We start from the raw sequence: 16,252 nt of genomic DNA, 5'->3' as shown, positions 1-16,252 counted from the left end.
AGAGCTTTAAGGCGTTATCATTACCTTCATTTTTGGTTGGGGAAAGCAATAATGCAAGGTGAGTTAGTTTTTTTACATGGATGGGGGATGAATAAAGCGGTATGGCAGTTATGCGTAGAGGAGTTAAAAGAAACATATAGCGGGGCTATAAAGTGTTTGAACCTACCGGGTTTTGGGGGCGCGAGTGTGCCACACACAGAGTATAATTTGGCATCTGCTACAGAGTTGCTTGCAGCACAAATTGAAAATGACAGCATAATAGTTGCGTGGTCTTTAGGTGGATTGTTTGCGCTTTACTTAGCAAAACATTATCCCGAAAAGGTGTCTAAAATTGTATTTGTTGCGTCCTCTCCTTGTTTTGTTGAAGCTGAGAATTGGGCTGGGATCAGTGAGCAAATTCTTAATGACTTCATGAAGCAACTAGCTCAAGACACATCTAAGACAATAGAGCGATTTTTAGCCATACAAGCAATGGGCAGTGAGCATGCCAAAGAAGATATTAAAGCACTACGAGCCTTGTTAAAAGCCCAGCCTACAGCCAATGAGCGTGCTTTAAGTGTTGGCCTTGAACTGTTAAAAAGTCAGGATTTGAGGGCTTTATTTGGTTGTTTATCTTTGCCAATGCACGGTATTTTTGGGCGTTTAGATGCGTTAGTGCCACGGCAAGTGCCTGCAAGGATGTCTGAGTTGAACCCAAGGTTTAGCTATAAAATATTGAGCAAGGCGTCTCATGCGCCATTTATTTCTCACCGCCGAGAATTTTTATCTTACCTAAAATCAATACTTTAAAATCTAGCGCTTTTGGCTGGTGGACTTTTTATTTAATCATACTTTATTTTTACTGAGATTTGCGCAATAATTAACCATGTGTATCTATATCGGGAGAACCACATGCCAATAGGTGACGTGTTAAATACCGGCCTAGAAGGTTTTAATAGAGCCAGTCAGGGGGTTGAGCGAGCGAGCGCTGAAGTAAATCGTGCTACAGTGCAAAATCAAACTGATGATCAACAAGCTCAACAACGTCAACTCAAAGCTGCGAGCTCTGATGAAGCCACAACTGCACCGGTGTCTCAACCAGCGAGATTAGATGAAGCGCTTGTGAATTTGAAAGTTGAAGAGTTTAATGCCAAAGCAAATACACAAACGATACGCACTGCAGATGAAGTTTTAGGAACTTTGATAGATATAAAAGTTTAATGTTTTAGTATGTTATGAACATCGTAACGCCTCCACCGGCGATGAACCTCAATACCGCAAACGTCTACACCGAAACGGCTAGACGTGACAATCAGGTGCGCGAAATAATACCCAAAGCACCGTCTACCGCAGCTAGTTTTACTGAACACAAAAGCGCAAATGAGGGAGACAAAGCGAAAGCAAACTCTCCTGACGATTCTCCGTTGTACAGTTCTCGTTCTCAAAATGGTAAAGATAAACCCATAGAAGAGAAGGAGCAGGAAGGCCGTCAGCAAGGTAAACAGCAAGATGGTGAAGAGCAAGACACGCGCGCTGAAAATGAAGAAAAAGTAAAACAGCAAGAAATACAAGAGCTCAAGGCCCGAGACCAAGAAGTACGTATGCATGAGCAAGCGCATGCGCGAGTGGGAGGGCAATATGCGGGCTCTCCCAGTTACGAGTATCAGCGAGGTCCCGACGGTAACAATTATGCCGTAGGCGGAGAAGTGATGATAGATGTTGCTGAGATCCCAGGCGATCCGCAACAGACGATCGATAAAATGCAAACGGTTAGAGCTGCAGCGTTAGCGCCCGCTGAGCCTTCAGGTGCAGACCGCGCGATTGCGGCCGACGCGACACAAAAATTAACTGCAGCTCAAGCTGAGTTGGCAAAGCAGCGAATTAGCGGCGATGATGAGCAATCTCGTTCAGGGGTAGCAACGTATCAAACTCGTCGATTAAAAGGCGCTGAAGGAGAGGAAGGGCAAGTTGCTCAAGGGGACAGAGCACGGTTAGAGGAGAGCGCAGATCCATATTCGGTTGCGCTGCCAATTGATAGAGATCCTCAGATCCAAGCTAGAGCACTAAGGATAAACGATTTTTATCAGCATGTGGCCTCACCCGATAAGCCCTCTGCTTTGTCACTAAGCGTTTAGTTAATAAAAAGCCGTATCAATCGATACGGCTTTTTTTTACTTTTTCAACTTGGCGAATGCTTCAGCAAATGCGTTCCCCATTGCCGCATTACCAGAGTCTCGTTTTGGTTTCGATTTATTGGCGGGTTTTGATGCCGTAGCCTTTTTAGGGTTAGATGCTGGTTGGTGTGACTTTGGCGTGTTGTGTACCTCATCATCTAAACGCATTGTAAAACTTATTCGTTTTCGGGCTGCATCTACTTCAATCACTTTAACTTTAACGATATCGCCAGCTTTGACAACTTCTCTGGGGTCTGAAATAAACTTATTCGTAATTGCTGAAATATGCACTAAGCCATCTTGATGTACGCCTACATCTACAAAAGCACCAAAATTAGCTACGTTTGAAACAACCCCTTCCAAAATCATACCCACTTTTAGGTCGTTGATTGTTTCTACGCCCGCTTTAAATGTGGCGGTTTTAAACTCAGGTCGTGGATCTCTCCCTGGCTTGTCTAGTTCCTTAATGATGTCGGTAACTGTCGGTAGACCAAACTTTTCACTTGTAAAGTCATTGGCCACAAGCTTATTGAGTAACTCAGTATTACCAATAAGGCTTGATACTGATACTTGCTTCACCTCGCATATCTGTTTAACAACAGGGTATGCTTCTGGGTGAACCGCAGAACTATCAAGTGGGTCTTTACCATTGATAATTCTTAAAAAGCCGGCTGCTTGCTCAAACGCTTTAGGGCCTAATCGCTCGACTTTCTTCAATTGAGTTCGGCTAGAGAAAGAGCCATGTTGATCACGATATTTAACGATGTTTGTTGCTAAGGTCTTGTTTAAACCAGATACACGTGTCAGCAAAGGAACCGATGCGGTATTAACATCGACACCAACAGAGTTTACACAGTCTTCTACGACAGAAGTCAGGCTCTGGCCTAATTGGCTTTGCGATACATCATGTTGATACTGCCCAACGCCAATTGACTTAGGTTCTATTTTTACTAGCTCGGCTAGTGGATCTTGTAATCGACGTGCTATTGATACTGCGCCTCGTAATGACACATCTAAATCAGGAAACTCATTGGCTGCAAACTCTGAGGCTGAATAAACAGACGCCCCAGCTTCACTTACCATAATTTTATTTAGCTTTAACTCACTAGCAGCTTTAAGTAACTCAGCGGCAAGTTTGTCTGTTTCGCGTGAAGCTGTGCCGTTACCGATCGCTATTAGTTCTACTTTATACTGGCGACAAACCTGCTCTAGGGTTCTTAGCGACTTGTCCCAGTGGTTTTGTGGCGCATGAGGGAAAATAGTATTAGTTGCTAGTAGTTTTCCTGTTGCGTCAACCACGGCAACTTTGCAGCCTGTGCGAAGTCCAGGGTCAATGCCCATTGTAACGCGAGGCCCTGCAGGTGCCGCCATCAACAAATCTTTGAGGTTTTTCGCGAATACATCGATGGCATCTGTTTCTGCGCGCTCTCGCAGAGTCCCTAAAAATTCATTTTCTAAATGTAATGCAAGTTTTACTTTCCATGTCCATTGCACAACACTCATTAACCACTTACTGGCATTTGCCGTACTGATATTTAATTGATAATGATCTGCGATAAGTTGTGCACAAAACTGTTGTGCATCTTCCACATCAGGCTCTGGATTAATGGCTAATTGCAGCACTCCCTCATTACGCGCTCGCAACATTGCAAGCGCTCTATGCGAAGGCACTTTGGCGAGCTTTTCACTATGTTCAAAGTAATCACGGTATTTACTACCGGTTTCTTCTTTGCCTGAGATGACTTTTGCTTCTAGTTGTGCATTTTGTTGCAGGTGATGGCGAAATTTAGCCAGTAATTTTGCATCTTCTGCAAAGCGTTCCATCAAAATAAATTTAGCGCCATCCAAAGCCGCTTTTTCATCTTCAACGCCCTTATCTGCATTGATAAAGTCCGCAGCTTGCTGCTCTGGGTTCAAATCATGGTTATTGAATAACGCATCAGCTAGCGGCTCTAAGCCTGCTTCTATGGCTATTTGACCTTTAGTTCTGCGTTTAGGCTTATAGGGTAGGTAAAGGTCTTCAAGCTCGGTTTTACTTTGTGCATTGTTTATATCTGCCGCCAAGGTATCGGATAGTTTACCTTGTTCAGTTATGGTATTGAGAATAAAGGCACGGCGCTCTTCAAGCTCTCTTAGGTAACCAAGGCGCTGTTCAAGTAAACGCAGCTGTGTGTCGTCAAGACCACCTGTCACTTCTTTACGGTAACGTGCGATAAACGGTACCGTTGCACCTTCATCAAGTAAAGTGGTGGCGGCGATGACTTGTTGCTCTTTGGCGTTTAGCTCCTGAGCTAAACGAGCCGAGATGTTGCTCATGCAAAATCCTTATAAAGTTCAATTATATACGCTCTTTGTGCGTGATGAGCGAGAATGATTTGAATGATATCATAGCAGCTGTAGATAAGAACCTCAGCTGCTGTATTCTATACTATTCACAAACCACGTTTTGTCTCCTTCGGGGGTGCGAACAGTAAATTCATCATCTACTTGTTTGCCCAATAGCGCTCGGGCCATGGGGGCATCAATAGAGACGTAATCTTTACGATCATAAATTTCATCAGGACCAACGATGCGAAAACGTTTCACTTCTTGTTGTTCATTTTCGATTTCGACCCAAGCGCCGAAATACACCTTGCCTGCTTGTTGCTCTGAATACTCGACAATTTTTAAGTCTGGGAGGCGTTTACGTAAATATCTTACACGTCGGTCAATCTGACGAAGCAAACGTTTATTAAAAGTGTAATCTGCATTTTCAGAGCGGTCACCTAAACTTGCAGCCCACGATACAATTTTGGTTATTTCGGGGCGTTTTTCATGCCACAGGTGGTCGTGTTCCTGTTGCAGTTGTCTGTACCCTTCAGGGGTGATTAGGTTGGTCTTCATATCTTGTATCTAGTTGATTTTATTGAGTCCGCTATTGCTCATGCTATTAAACAGCGGCAAGATTGTGCTCAATTTGTTCAATTACGGTAAATTGTAACGTTCAGTAACAAAAGTTCTTAAAAGGTATGGTGTCTAGTTTGCTGTTTTTCAATTATATTAGGTTAAAGTATTTTATAACAAGAAGAACATCGTATGGGAAATGAAACTACTAAGGTACTAGTTGTCGATGACGATATGCGTTTGCGCAGCTTGCTTGAACGCTATCTAGTAGAACAGGGGTTTATCGTGCGTACCGCCGCGAATAGCGAACAGATGGATCGTCTATTAGAGCGCGAAAACTTTCACTTAATGGTGCTTGATCTGATGTTACCAGGCGAAGACGGGTTATCAATTTGTCGTCGTTTAAGACAAAAAGAAAATGAAATCCCTATCGTTATGCTCACAGCCAAAGGAGACGAAGTGGATCGTATCATTGGTCTGGAGTTAGGTGCAGATGACTATATTCCAAAACCATTTAATCCTCGCGAGCTGCTAGCTCGTATAAAAGCGATTTTGCGCCGCCGAGCGAAGGAAGTACCTGGCGCCCCTTCTGCGCAAGAAAATGAAGTCGTATTTGGCATTTTCAAGCTAAATTTGGCGACTAGAGAGATGCACAAAGGGGATGAGGTTTTATCTTTGACCAGCGGTGAATTTGCTGTACTTAAAGCATTAGTTAGTCACCCTCGAGAGCCATTGAGTCGAGATAAGCTAATGAATCTTGCCCGCGGTCGAGATTATAGTGCCCTGGAACGAAGTATCGATGTTCAGGTATCGCGCTTAAGACGAATGATAGAAGAAGATGCAGCAAACCCTCGCTATATTCAAACCGTGTGGGGCTTGGGGTATGTCTTTGTACCGGATGGTCAAAAATAGCGACTTTTATGAGTTTATTTCCAAGAAGTGCCTTTGGGCAAACGGTGTTTTTTGTTGGGGCACTATTACTGTTAAATCAGATTGTTTCTTATATAACGGTCACGCTTTACGTATTTAAACCCACCTTTGAACAAGTCAACTTAATGCTGGCAAAGCAAGTTAAAACCGTTTTTATCGATTGGGAGGAAGGTGTAGAGGTCAACGCAGAGTTATCGGAAAAGTTTTTTGAAATTACCGGTATCGAGGTGATGACACAGCGTCAGGCATATATTAATGGCCTAGACCGCGCAAAAGAATATAGCTTGTTATCGAAAAGCATGTCGGAGCAACTAAATGGCTCAGCACGCGTGCGTATTAGTCAAGGTGACCCTGTTGTTTATTGGGTTGAAGCCCCGCAGGCACCTGGCTACTGGGTAAGGGTACCATTAACAGGTTTGAGTGAAACCAAACTTGAGTTTCTGGTTTTTTATCTGTCTAGTATCGGTTTTTTAAGTGTATTGGGTGGGTGGTGGTTTGCTCGTCATTTAAATAGGCCATTGAAAGCGCTACAGATGGCGGCAGGGCGTGTTGGTGTTGGTGATTTCTCTACGCGCCTAGTCGAGCGAGGGTCTACCGAAGTTATCGAAGTAACTCGTGCTTTCAACCAAATGTCTAAAGGGATCGCTGAACTGGAAAGCGATCGGAGATTATTGATGGCAGGTGTGTCTCATGACTTGCGTACACCTTTAACGCGTATTCGCTTAGCGACAGAAATGATGGCCGATGAAGAAGATTATTTAAAAGAAGGGATCATCGATGATATTGAGGACATGAACGCCATCATTGATCAATTTATTGAATATCTTCGCCACCATCACAGCGGGGAAATGGCTGTTGAGGACTTGAATACGCTTGTTGAAGATGTAGTTCAAGCGGAGAAAAAGCACAAGCGAACGATTCGTTTGTCAATGGCTTCAGAAAACCCAGACGTCATGATGAATGCTGTTGCGTTAAAACGTGTTTTGACGAATATGATTGAAAATGCAATACGCTACTCAGACGATGCAATAGAAGTTAGTACACACTATGATCCCCGTGAAAAAAATGTCGCTATAAAAGTAAAAGATCGCGGCCCTGGTATTCCCGAAAGTGAGTTGGAGAGTGTGTTTGAGCCTTTTAAACAAGGTGATCAGGCTCGAGGCAGTGAAGGTAGTGGATTGGGTTTAGCGATTATAAAGCGCATTGTTACGACGCATGGTGGGCAGGTAAAACTTAGAAATAGACGTGGTGGTGGGTTGAGTGCCGAGGTCTTTTTACCCACCTATAAGTCATAAGTGTTTTTGAGGTAAAAAAATCTGATGAATAAATTGGTAGTCTTAGGAGCCGGTTGGTTAGGTAAGCCATTATGCTTGCAGGCTAAAGCGAAAGGTTGGCAAGTTGAAGGAACTCGTACACAACTGAGAAATAACAGTGAAAGTTATGAGCGAGTTTTTTGTCTTAACGATGATAAATTAGAGAGTACGATTTCGTTAGAAAATGCTTGGTGGGTATGTGCAGTTCCACCGCGGGCTAGGCAAAAAGAGAGTAATTACTTGCGATTACTTAACAAAGCTCTATCGCTTAGTAATAGCTTTAAGCGAAAGGGTTTCTTATTGTGTTCTAGTACAGGTGTTTACCCCAGTGAAGCGCAGACATATACCGAGCAATGTGACGTGTTTAATGTGAACCTAAGCCCTAGGCAGAGTATACTCGTAGAGGCGGAAAAAATGGTGCTTGGTCACGGTGGCAAGCTACTGCGTTTGGCTGGGCTTGTTGGACCAAGTAGAGAGCCAGGTCGCTTTGTTGCAGCTAAGCAGCTAACCAGTTCATCTCAAAGTTTAGTGAATATGGTACACCAGCAAGATGTACTCAACGCCATCTTCTGTGTTTTAGAGAATTGGCAGCAGGCCGAAGATATCTATAACGTCTGCCATCCATCCCATCCAACACGGCTAAGTTACTATCAACAAAAATGCGCGCATTGGGGGTCTGCACTACCGACGTTTGCAAGTGATGAAGCGGTTGCTAGAGTAGTAGATGGCAGCGGTATTACTGCATTAGGTTTTAGCTATCAGCATGAAATATAGAACCCTCAAGCGACTTGTGCCTCGAACCTGCGCCTGGCTATGTTGCTCGCTTAAAGGTAAGGTGTCCACCTAGGCGGTACTTACTGCCGGGGGAGATCAAACGCGCAAAACTCACGATCCCCATCGATGACCAAGTGCGTCGAATAACTTGTAAGCAAGGTTCCTCGTTAAATAGTCCAAGCCATTCACATACTTCGCCACTGGGCATAATCGCTTCAACGGTGTGCCTTGCCTCTGTTAATGGCGCGACCTTAGATAGGTAATCGTGAGGCGTGAGTGTGTCAAAGTCTTGCTGTAAATAATCGGGTGCTAGAGCAGGATTGACAAACCGCTCTTCAACTTGCAGAGGTATATCGTTTTCATTATGCAGCAGCACGCTGCGATAGACTTGGCTATTGATTTCAACGCCCAATGCGATGGCGATAGGAGCAAGAGCAGCAATAGATTCCAAAGATAAAATAGTGCAGGAGTATTGGTTATTCCGTTGGCGAACCTCATCAGCGATACTGTTTATCTCCAGTAGCGATGATTGTGATTTAAAACTGGCTACGAATGTGCCTAACCCTTGGGTGCGGGTTAATATTCCGGCGTCAGTTAATTCACTAACTGCGCGGCGAGCGGTCATACGGCTGACTCGAAACTGCTCGGCGAGCTCGTTTTCAGAGGGGACTCGTTGATTTTCTAGCCAAATACCTGCGCGAATGTTATGGATGATATGCTGTTTAATTTGCACAAATTTTGGTTCAGTTTCAGCCATCTAAGCAACTCTGTGAATTTTTTATAGCAATAAACATGGCACACTTATCTTGTATATACAAGTAAGCTTGCTACACTCGTACCAAATTTTATCTGTTAGTGAGACCGTTATGCTTGAAGTAGATTTAGTTATCACCAATGTTAAGCTTGCCACCATGAACCCTGAGATTGCCGCCCCATATGGCTTGGTGGAGCAAGGGGCTATTATGATCAAAAATGGCAAAATAGCATGGTTAGGACAGCAAAGTGACTTGCCAGAGTTTGACGCTTTAGCAACCCCTCTTCATGATGGTAAGGGTCAGCTGATAACACCTGGATTAATTGATTGTCATACTCATATCGTTTTTTCAGGAAATAGAGCTACAGAATTTGAGCAGCGTTTAAATGGAGTGTCTTATCAACAAATAGCTCAACAAGGTGGAGGAATTGCCAGTACAGTGAGGGCAACGAGAGAGGCTGATCTTGAGCAATTGTTTGTTAAAGGCAAAGCACGTCTTAACAGCCTATTACGCGAAGGGGTGACGACAGTAGAGAGTAAGTCAGGTTATGGACTGGATTGCGCCAATGAACTGAAGCTGCTGGAAGTGAATAAATTGCTTAATGAACATCATCCTGTTGATATTCAAAGTACATTCTTAGGTGCGCATGCGCTGCCTCCAGAGTATAAAGATAGAGCTGATGATTATATTGACTTAGTCTGTGAGCAGATGCTTCCTCAGGTTGCTGAACAGAACCTTGCCGTCGCGGTTGATGTGTTTTGTGAAAACGTAGGGTTTAGTTATGAGCAAACGAAAAAAGTATTTACTAAAGCGCAGCAGTTGGGGTTAAAGATTAAATGTCATGCGGAGCAGCTCTCTAACCAACATGGCAGTGAATTAGTCGCACAGTTTTCGGGTTTATCAGCAGATCATATTGAATATTTAGATGAACAAGGCGTAATTGCTATGGCTAATGCCGGTACAACCGCGGTGGTTTTACCCGGTGCATTTTATTTTTTAAGAGAGACGCAATTACCACCCATTGAATTGTTGCGAAAGCATCAAGTACCTATGGCAATTGCTAGTGATTTTAACCCCGGAACTGCGCCATTATGCTCACTTCGACTGATGTTAAATATGGCTTGTACATTATTTAGAATGACGCCTCTAGAAGCGTTGCAAGGGGTGACCGTCAATGCTGCTAAAGCGCTTGGGCTGAACGATAGGGGGATGCTAAAAGAGGGGATGCGGGCAGATATCGCTTTGTGGGATATTGAGCATCCAGCGCAGTTAAGTTATCAATTTGGTGTGTGTGACCTGTCAAATTTATGGATCTCGGGTAAACTTATTCAATATTAACCGTTCATAAAATGGTCAGCGGGTGCTAGCAGAGTTATCAATATGGTTTACCTCTTTTTTGCCCTCAGTCTCTGAATCTACGACGCATTCGGTATCGTCGGTTCATGCAGTGTTAATGGGTGGGGTAGCAACCGCTGGCATTATGTTATGCATTATTACCAAAGAGGTTTTGCTCAAAGGCTTACATGCAGCTCTTTGTGTGATTGCGTTGCTATTGCTGCTCTCAAATGTACCTGTGGCGATGTTTTTATTCGCCGTTATCCTCGTTGTCTATCTAACATATTCGTTTTCATTTTCTGCTCTTTGGTTGAGTAAATTAGTTGCTGGCAGTATTGCTCTTTACGTTGTTTTTCTGAGTGGTTACTTATTGTTTCAATGGCCCATCAATAATGCTGCCTTTGCGCTTTTATTTGTTTATTTTGGGTTGCTCTATGCGACTTGGATTGAAGCACAAAACAAGCAGCAGCCGGTGACTAATGAACATAAACAATTTGCACATGAATTAGGGATCCCTGGTCGCGCTTCTTTAAGGTGTGCTTATGAGGAGCAGCGAAAACTCGACCCCGGTCCTGCAATACTGGTCTTGGTGTTTTTGGAGGGGATTGAACAGGTTAATATGCAACTGGGGAGAGAGTTTGGCGATACTTTGTTAGCGGAGTCTGCAAATAGGGTTCAGCAACAACTAAACAATAGAGATATCTTTACTATTCCAAATGGTAATTCAGTAAGTCGACTTGCACACTTAGGGGGATTACATTTTGCTTTTATATGTCGCTTAGGGCGTTTCGAGTATCTTCACGAACAATTAATTGATGATATTTTACTCTGTGTCGCTAAGCCTTTTCAAGTTGGTAGCTGTACGCTCGAGATCTCGGCAAGAGTCAGCTTTGTAAACTGCGACGAAGAATTAGGGCAATTAGATAGTTTGATAGCGTGTGCTTATTTGGCACTTGATAAACTACCAAATCAATCGATATGTGCCTATCAACAACAAATGCAAATTAGCCAAATTGAGCAGCAAACGCGTTTAAGAGAGCTGGCAAATATTAAAGTTGACCAAGATTTGGCAATCTTTTTCCAACCTGCTTTTTCGCAACAAAATGGCAAACTCGCCTACTTAGAACTTTTGTTGCGATGGCCGCACCCTAAACTGGGGCTGCTCAGCGCTGAGCGCTTTATTGAAGATATTCGTTTGGCAGGTCTTGCACTGCCGGTAGCTCGATTTGTAATTGAACGTGCTGCTGAAATCGCAATGGCCTTAAAAATGGAAGGCTTTCAAGTACCGCTGAGTATTAATATTTTTGGCTCAGAAATGTTACAGCAAGACTTTATCCGCTTTATGGATCACATCTTATTAGAGCATTACTTACAAGCAGGTGATATTTTATTAGAGTTTCCTGCTAATCTTTTACCTAGGCTAGACTATCAATCACTTGATAATATTGACCAATTGCGCCGGCTAGGTATTCATATTGGTATAGATAGATTTGGGCAAGCGCCGATTCAGTTAGATACGTTATCAGAGTTACAAGTCGACTTTATAAAACTATCGTCTTCTCTTACGGCTCAACCTCAACCAAATGGTGCACGCGCTGTTTGTCAAAGCTTAGTCTCAATGCAGCAACAACGAGGCTTAAAGGTCTTTTGTGAGGGAATTGAAAGTAAAGCTCAGTTTGAGTATGCCAAGGAGCTTGAATGTGATGCTATGCAGGGGCATTTTTTGGCACAACCCATGAGCAGTAAAGGTGTCATGGGTTGGCTACATAAATGGACGTCCGATAATAGCAACTAAAACTGCTGTTTTTTCGCTCTTAAATAACTACAAACCAAGCCGCTTAGCACCTGTCCTGCTTCAAGCATACCTTGTGTTACACCTTGAGGATGATTGCCTGGTGCTGCTTCACAAAGGTGAAGGTACCTAGCGTTTGTTTGTAGCGCACCCAAGTAAACAAAGTGTTCAGCGTCATTGACGCTAAAGCCGCAGTTTGTAAAAGCGCTAACAGGCATGTAACTGATACTGTCTACGTCAACTTCTACGCCTAAAGGAGCGCGGTTAGCGAACCGCTTTAGGCCGATTTCACACGCTTCAGTTAAAGAATATTGCCGACTTACTAAAATATCTTGATAGCTAATATAGCTATACTTGGCATCTCGTAACGCTTTTAAGATCGTTTGGTTATTTTTTTGCTCATGCAGTCCTACTACATGGTAGTCAGACAAGTAGCCGTGCTCATGCGCGTAGTGAAAACCGTTGCCGCTGTGTCGCCCTTCTAAAGCCCTAAAGTCTGCATGTGGATCAAAATTGATGGCATGACAAGGTTCACCTGATGCTTTTGATAAGGCCTGCAAAATGCCATAACAATTGTTGTGTCCACCACCGATGATTATGGGTTCAAGTCCTGCGGCAAAGACTTTATTTAGTACGCCTGCTATGCGGGCATCAAGTTGATCACACAGCTCTCTAAGTTTTTTCAATTGGTCAGGTTGTGAATTGTCGAGGCTGTTGCTTTGTTGCTGCAAGTCATCACAGTTTATTTCACCTAATAGTAATACATTGTTAGGTGTTAAAAAGTCATTACAGGGTAAATTCAAGAAACGCTGTAAAAAAGCTTGCCATCCAAGAGTTGCTCCCCCCTTGCCACAGTTTGCTCTTGGTCCAAAATCTTCTTTGATCCCGACTAGAACATATTTAATACCAAATGCAGCTGCATCTTTGAGCGCAACATCGAGTTTTGCGTTGGGCTCTAAAAATGACAGGGATTGCCAGTAACGAAGTTCATTGTCTCTACTTGCAGTGAGGCTGCTTATATCAGCCTCACTGTAGACATGTAAATGTTCTGTCATAGCGATTATTCTTGCTCTTCTGCTTCCAAAAGCAGCTCTTCAGCTGAGATTATGATGCCTGTGCTGTCGGCATATAAAAAGTCGTCTTCAAAGAATGAAACACCAGCAAAATTGACTGGGATACCTTGCTCGCCTGAGCCTACACTATCGGCTGCGACTGGAATAGATGCGATAGCTTGAATACCAATATCACACTCTTCTAGTTCATCCACATGACGAACTGCGCCGTATACGATAATGCCTTGCCAGTTATTTTCCATTGCCAGTTCTGCAAGGTCAATATCAATAAGCGCTCTTCTAGTGGAGCCACCGCCATCTATTAATAGAATGCGGTCTGTGCCGTCTTGTTCAAGCGTGCTTTGAATCAGCTCGTTATTTTCAAAGCACTTAATGGTTGTGATACGGCCACAAAATGAACTTAGACCGCCAAAGTTAATGAACATTGGCTCGAGTACATCAACAACATCAGCAAAGTGGTCACATAAATCCGAAGTGCTGTAATCCATAACTATTATCCTCTGAAAATAACATAAGTCAGGCCAGTATACTCCCATATACTACCTTAGCAATGGCAAACAGTAACTTACATATTAGTGTCTTAAAACTGTCACGGCTTTGTTATTTAGCTCTTCTATGCTGAATTTATCGACAAGATGAGATTTAAGTATGATGAAAGGTAAACTAGCACAGCTTGATACAGCTTTATATTTTGCAGTTTTTACCCCTAGTCCCAAGCATTGGTGGCGAATCGCTGCTCTCGGTTTATCCAAAAGTGGAAATGGTGGGTTGTATGTGTTGTTGGCAATTGGGTGTGCCATTTTTCTTGAACAATTAGGGCAGACATTTGCATTAACTGCTGTACTCGCATTTGCTTTAGAGCGACCTTTATATTTTTATCTCAAAAAGCGTATCGCACGTGTTCGACCATGTGACTGCTTTTCACAAAAAGCACTATTAACACCAGGGGATAAGTTTAGTTTGCCCTCAGGGCATAGTGCCGGAGCCTGGTTGTATGCGACATGCTTAGCTGAGCAACTTCCGGTTTTATCGATTCCGCTTGTGATATGGGCGGTTGGAGTATCACTTTCAAGAGTAGTGGTAGGTGTGCATTACCCATTAGATGTGGTTGTCGGTGCACTAATGGGTGTCGGTTGTGCGAGTTTAGCAATAGGGTTAATAGGAATGCTATGAAAATACTGTATGGAGTGCAAGGAACTGGCAATGGCCACATTACCCGAGCTCGGATAATGGCTACATGTTTTGCTGAGCATGGTGTTGAGGTTGATTATTTGTTCTCAGGAAGATCAACAGATAAATACTTTGATATGGAAGTATTTGGTGATTTTCAAAGCAGGAATGGAGTGAGTTTTTCGACACAGCACGGACAAGTAAACAAGTTTGACACGTTAAAAAAGCTCAAGTTGAGGCAATTATATAAAGATGTTCGTCGTCTAGATGTTTCGAATTATGATCTAATTTTCAATGATTTTGAGCCAGTTACTGCATGGGCTGGTAAGTTGGCCAAGGTGCCTGTTATTGCGATGAGCCATCAAGCATCATTTTTATTTCCAGAGGTTCCGATAGAAGGCGCAGGGCTGTTAAAACGCACATTGTTGAAAAATTTTGCACCAGCCGATGTTCATTTAGGGGTTCATTGGCAGCCGTTTGCGAAGAATATTATTCCTCCTTTTATCCCCTATCAAGTTCCCGAACAGCAGTGTCAGTCTGTAGCAAACAAGGTTTTGGTATATTTACCTTTCGAAGATCTAAGTAAGATAATAGAGTTGTTGCAAGATTTTCCTGATAAAGAGTTTTATTGCTATCACCCTGATGCACAGAATCAATCTTTGGCTAATATTCATTTGCGTTCACCAAGTCGAGACGGATTTTTGAAAGACTTAGCAAATACCAGCGGCATCGTTGCCAATGCCGGTTTTGAGCTTTCAAGTGAAGCAATGAAGTTTGGTAAAAAACTGCTGCTAAAGCCGTTAAATGGTCAATTTGAGCAGTTAAGTAACGCGTTGACGCTTGAGAGTATGGGAAGAGCTAGCGTGATGCATTACTTGAATTCAAATGCGCTAGAAGAGTTTTTGGAACTACCGATGGCGCAGGCGGTTCATTTCCCGTCAGATCCAGCCCCATTGGTAAGGTGGCTAACTAGTAAGCAGTGGCATGACATTGAGCAGTTGCATGTACAGCTTTGGCAAACGGTTAACTACCATATGTCGAATGCAGCATAACAGAGTTAAGTGTTGAACTGGATAGTTAACCTCAGCTGCACATAAGAGAATTTGCCCAATAAAGCTATTTCACTCACTCTCTTCGTTATTTTCATTTGTAATAGCTCGCTATTACTTCACGAAAATGCCTTGATAGTGAGCGAAATATCGTCATTGGATATTGAAGGGGTTGCAATGTCTCTCTTCTGAGCTATCAAAACTCTTATCCGCAGCTGAGGTTAGTTAAGGTAGGTTCTTTGCAACTTGCAACACTATCTAAAGCGGTAAATTTAGTTCTCAGCTATACTATGCTCAAGATTTAAAATTTTTGGGTAACAGTATGGCTTTATTAGAAAACCTTACGATAAAACGCCGTTTGCAGTTAAACGCGCTGGTGGTGGGTGTATCGTTAATTGTTATGTTGATTGTAATCATCTATGAAGCAAAAACGATGCTTCAGCTCAATAATGCTATTCAGTATTCAAAAGAGCTAGATATTCATCAGCTTACAATGAGAAAGCATGAGAAAAACTTTCTATTTTATAAAGAGGAAAGTGCGCTGAATCAGTATGAAAAAGAATATGACAGCCTTCAACAAACACTTATCTCATTAGAGCAAACATTCAACGATTTTGATATTGATAATGAACAACTAGACGAATTTGCTCGTTTGGCAAGCCAGTATTATGCAAACTTTAAAAATGTAGTGAAACTGCAAAAAGAAATCGGCTTACATCCCAAAGACGCGCTGTATGGGGAGTTGCGCGCTGCGGTGCATGAAGTAGAAACGTTGCTGAAAGAACGCGAAAATTATGAGTTGTTGGCGATGATGCTACAGTTACGTCGTGCAGAAAAAGACTTTATGCTGCGTTTAGATACCAAGTATCTCACCAAGTTTTCTGGGCTAGTGTCTCAGTTTTCTGCTCAAATTAAATCGGCCGATTTACCTACTAGTTACCAAAATGACCTATTGCGCCTCTTGGTGGTATACGAATCAAAGTTTGCTGCACTCGTTACAGCCCAAGTTAAGTTAGGATTAAACC

General features: G+C 42.9%; 16 protein-coding genes (1 of these 16 cut by a window edge). 11 read left to right on the top strand and 5 right to left on the bottom strand.

Annotated elements, in window-relative coordinates; genetic code table 11:
* Positions 1-51: 51 nt before the first annotated feature.
* From bioH to GDK41_RS14395, 3 genes are all read left to right on the top strand, one after another.
* The gene (gene bioH, locus GDK41_RS14405) at positions 52-789 is read left to right on the top strand and encodes a pimeloyl-ACP methyl ester esterase BioH (protein WP_152087062.1); all 738 of its coding nucleotides are present in this window, start codon (positions 52-54) and stop codon (positions 787-789) included.
* 102 nt (positions 790-891) lie between these two features.
* Positions 892-1,200: a hypothetical protein gene (locus GDK41_RS14400; RefSeq protein WP_152087061.1), complete on the top strand. Its 309-nt coding sequence runs from the start codon at positions 892-894 to the stop codon at positions 1,198-1,200.
* 14 nt (positions 1,201-1,214) lie between these two features.
* Positions 1,215-2,114 (top strand): putative metalloprotease CJM1_0395 family protein, encoded by a 900-nt coding sequence (locus GDK41_RS14395; protein WP_152087060.1) that lies wholly within the window; start codon positions 1,215-1,217, stop codon positions 2,112-2,114.
* Positions 2,115-2,150: 36 nt separating this feature from the next.
* Here GDK41_RS14395 and GDK41_RS14390 read toward each other — a convergent pair whose 3' ends face one another.
* Complete coding sequence (locus GDK41_RS14390; protein WP_152087059.1) at positions 2,151-4,469, bottom strand: Tex family protein; 2,319 nt, start codon at positions 4,467-4,469, stop codon at positions 2,151-2,153.
* A 93-nt stretch (positions 4,470-4,562) separates the two neighbouring features.
* Positions 4,563-5,036: a transcription elongation factor GreB gene (greB, locus tag GDK41_RS14385; RefSeq protein WP_152087058.1), complete on the bottom strand. Its 474-nt coding sequence runs from the start codon at positions 5,034-5,036 to the stop codon at positions 4,563-4,565.
* A 192-nt stretch (positions 5,037-5,228) separates the two neighbouring features.
* Here greB and ompR point away from each other — a divergent pair, with 192 nt between their 5' ends.
* The 3 genes from ompR to GDK41_RS14370 are packed head-to-tail and all read left to right on the top strand — an operon-like array spanning position 5,229 to position 8,053.
* Complete coding sequence (gene ompR / locus GDK41_RS14380) at positions 5,229-5,948, top strand: osmolarity response regulator transcription factor OmpR (protein WP_152087057.1); 720 nt, start codon at positions 5,229-5,231, stop codon at positions 5,946-5,948.
* A gap of 8 nt (positions 5,949-5,956) precedes the next feature.
* Positions 5,957-7,261, top strand: coding sequence for a two-component system sensor histidine kinase EnvZ (envZ, locus tag GDK41_RS14375; RefSeq protein WP_152087056.1), 1,305 nt, complete (start codon positions 5,957-5,959; stop codon positions 7,259-7,261).
* 24 nt (positions 7,262-7,285) lie between these two features.
* Positions 7,286-8,053: an NADP-binding protein gene (locus GDK41_RS14370; RefSeq protein WP_152087055.1), complete on the top strand. Its 768-nt coding sequence runs from the start codon at positions 7,286-7,288 to the stop codon at positions 8,051-8,053.
* 37 nt (positions 8,054-8,090) lie between these two features.
* Here GDK41_RS14370 and hutC read toward each other — a convergent pair whose 3' ends face one another.
* The gene (gene hutC / locus GDK41_RS14365; RefSeq protein ID WP_152087054.1) at positions 8,091-8,810 is read right to left on the bottom strand and encodes a histidine utilization repressor; all 720 of its coding nucleotides are present in this window, start codon (positions 8,808-8,810) and stop codon (positions 8,091-8,093) included.
* Positions 8,811-8,919: 109 nt separating this feature from the next.
* On the opposite strand from hutC, the gene hutI reads away from it, so the two are divergent.
* Complete coding sequence (hutI, locus tag GDK41_RS14360; RefSeq protein ID WP_152087053.1) at positions 8,920-10,146, top strand: imidazolonepropionase; 1,227 nt, start codon at positions 8,920-8,922, stop codon at positions 10,144-10,146.
* Positions 10,147-10,168: 22 nt separating this feature from the next.
* On the top strand, positions 10,169-11,938 hold the full coding sequence (locus GDK41_RS14355) for a bifunctional diguanylate cyclase/phosphodiesterase (RefSeq protein WP_152087052.1): 1,770 nt from the start codon (positions 10,169-10,171) through the stop codon (positions 11,936-11,938).
* On the opposite strand, the gene GDK41_RS14350 is transcribed toward GDK41_RS14355, so the two are convergent.
* Together GDK41_RS14350 and rraA are read right to left on the bottom strand one after the other, a co-directional pair.
* Positions 11,935-12,990, bottom strand: coding sequence for a formimidoylglutamase (locus GDK41_RS14350; RefSeq protein ID WP_152087051.1), 1,056 nt, complete (start codon positions 12,988-12,990; stop codon positions 11,935-11,937). The genes GDK41_RS14355 and GDK41_RS14350 overlap by 4 nt on opposite strands.
* A 5-nt stretch (positions 12,991-12,995) precedes the next feature.
* Complete coding sequence (gene rraA / locus GDK41_RS14345) at positions 12,996-13,496, bottom strand: ribonuclease E activity regulator RraA (protein WP_152087050.1); 501 nt, start codon at positions 13,494-13,496, stop codon at positions 12,996-12,998.
* Between the two features lie 160 nt (positions 13,497-13,656).
* Between rraA and GDK41_RS14340 the strand changes: the two genes are divergently transcribed.
* From GDK41_RS14340 to GDK41_RS14330, 3 genes are all read left to right on the top strand, one after another.
* Entirely contained in the window at positions 13,657-14,181 is a 525-nt protein-coding gene (locus GDK41_RS14340) for a phosphatase PAP2 family protein (protein WP_152087049.1), read from the top strand.
* Positions 14,178-15,230, top strand: coding sequence for an MJ1255/VC2487 family glycosyltransferase (locus tag GDK41_RS14335; RefSeq protein WP_152087048.1), 1,053 nt, complete (start codon positions 14,178-14,180; stop codon positions 15,228-15,230). Before GDK41_RS14340 ends, GDK41_RS14335 begins: the two co-directional genes overlap by 4 nt.
* A 319-nt stretch (positions 15,231-15,549) precedes the next feature.
* A protein-coding gene (locus GDK41_RS14330; RefSeq protein ID WP_152087047.1) for a methyl-accepting chemotaxis protein crosses the window boundary here: on the top strand, positions 15,550-16,252 show its beginning. 1,178 nt of this gene lie beyond the right edge of the window; 703 of the gene's 1,881 nt are visible here — the first part of the coding sequence; it begins with the start codon at positions 15,550-15,552; its stop codon lies beyond the right edge, outside the window.

Source organism: Pseudoalteromonas sp. A25, from assembly GCF_009176705.1.
In the GTDB taxonomy this organism is placed as follows: domain Bacteria; phylum Pseudomonadota; class Gammaproteobacteria; order Enterobacterales; family Alteromonadaceae; genus Pseudoalteromonas.
This window is presented reverse-complemented; position numbering and strand designations above follow the sequence as displayed.

What these genes read in the sequence shown, in the direction of transcription:
- envZ (WP_152087056.1), top strand. Translation starts at nt 5,957, where the DNA reads ATGAGTTTATTTCCAAGAAGTGCCTTTGGGCAAACGGTGTTTTTTGTT.
- GDK41_RS14395 (WP_152087060.1), top strand. Translation starts at nt 1,215, where the DNA reads ATGAACATCGTAACGCCTCCACCGGCGATGAACCTCAATACCGCAAAC.
- greB (WP_152087058.1), bottom strand. Translation starts at nt 5,036, where the DNA reads ATGAAGACCAACCTAATCACCCCTGAAGGGTACAGACAACTGCAACAG.
- hutC (WP_152087054.1), bottom strand. Translation starts at nt 8,810, where the DNA reads ATGGCTGAAACTGAACCAAAATTTGTGCAAATTAAACAGCATATCATC.
- GDK41_RS14335 (WP_152087048.1), top strand. Translation starts at nt 14,178, where the DNA reads ATGAAAATACTGTATGGAGTGCAAGGAACTGGCAATGGCCACATTACC.
- rraA (WP_152087050.1), bottom strand. Translation starts at nt 13,496, where the DNA reads ATGGATTACAGCACTTCGGATTTATGTGACCACTTTGCTGATGTTGTT.
- GDK41_RS14400 (WP_152087061.1), top strand. Translation starts at nt 892, where the DNA reads ATGCCAATAGGTGACGTGTTAAATACCGGCCTAGAAGGTTTTAATAGA.
- bioH (WP_152087062.1), top strand. Translation starts at nt 52, where the DNA reads ATGCAAGGTGAGTTAGTTTTTTTACATGGATGGGGGATGAATAAAGCG.
- ompR (WP_152087057.1), top strand. Translation starts at nt 5,229, where the DNA reads ATGGGAAATGAAACTACTAAGGTACTAGTTGTCGATGACGATATGCGT.
- GDK41_RS14340 (WP_152087049.1), top strand. Translation starts at nt 13,657, where the DNA reads ATGATGAAAGGTAAACTAGCACAGCTTGATACAGCTTTATATTTTGCA.
- GDK41_RS14350 (WP_152087051.1), bottom strand. Translation starts at nt 12,990, where the DNA reads ATGACAGAACATTTACATGTCTACAGTGAGGCTGATATAAGCAGCCTC.
- GDK41_RS14370 (WP_152087055.1), top strand. Translation starts at nt 7,286, where the DNA reads ATGAATAAATTGGTAGTCTTAGGAGCCGGTTGGTTAGGTAAGCCATTA.
- hutI (WP_152087053.1), top strand. Translation starts at nt 8,920, where the DNA reads ATGCTTGAAGTAGATTTAGTTATCACCAATGTTAAGCTTGCCACCATG.
- GDK41_RS14390 (WP_152087059.1), bottom strand. Translation starts at nt 4,469, where the DNA reads ATGAGCAACATCTCGGCTCGTTTAGCTCAGGAGCTAAACGCCAAAGAG.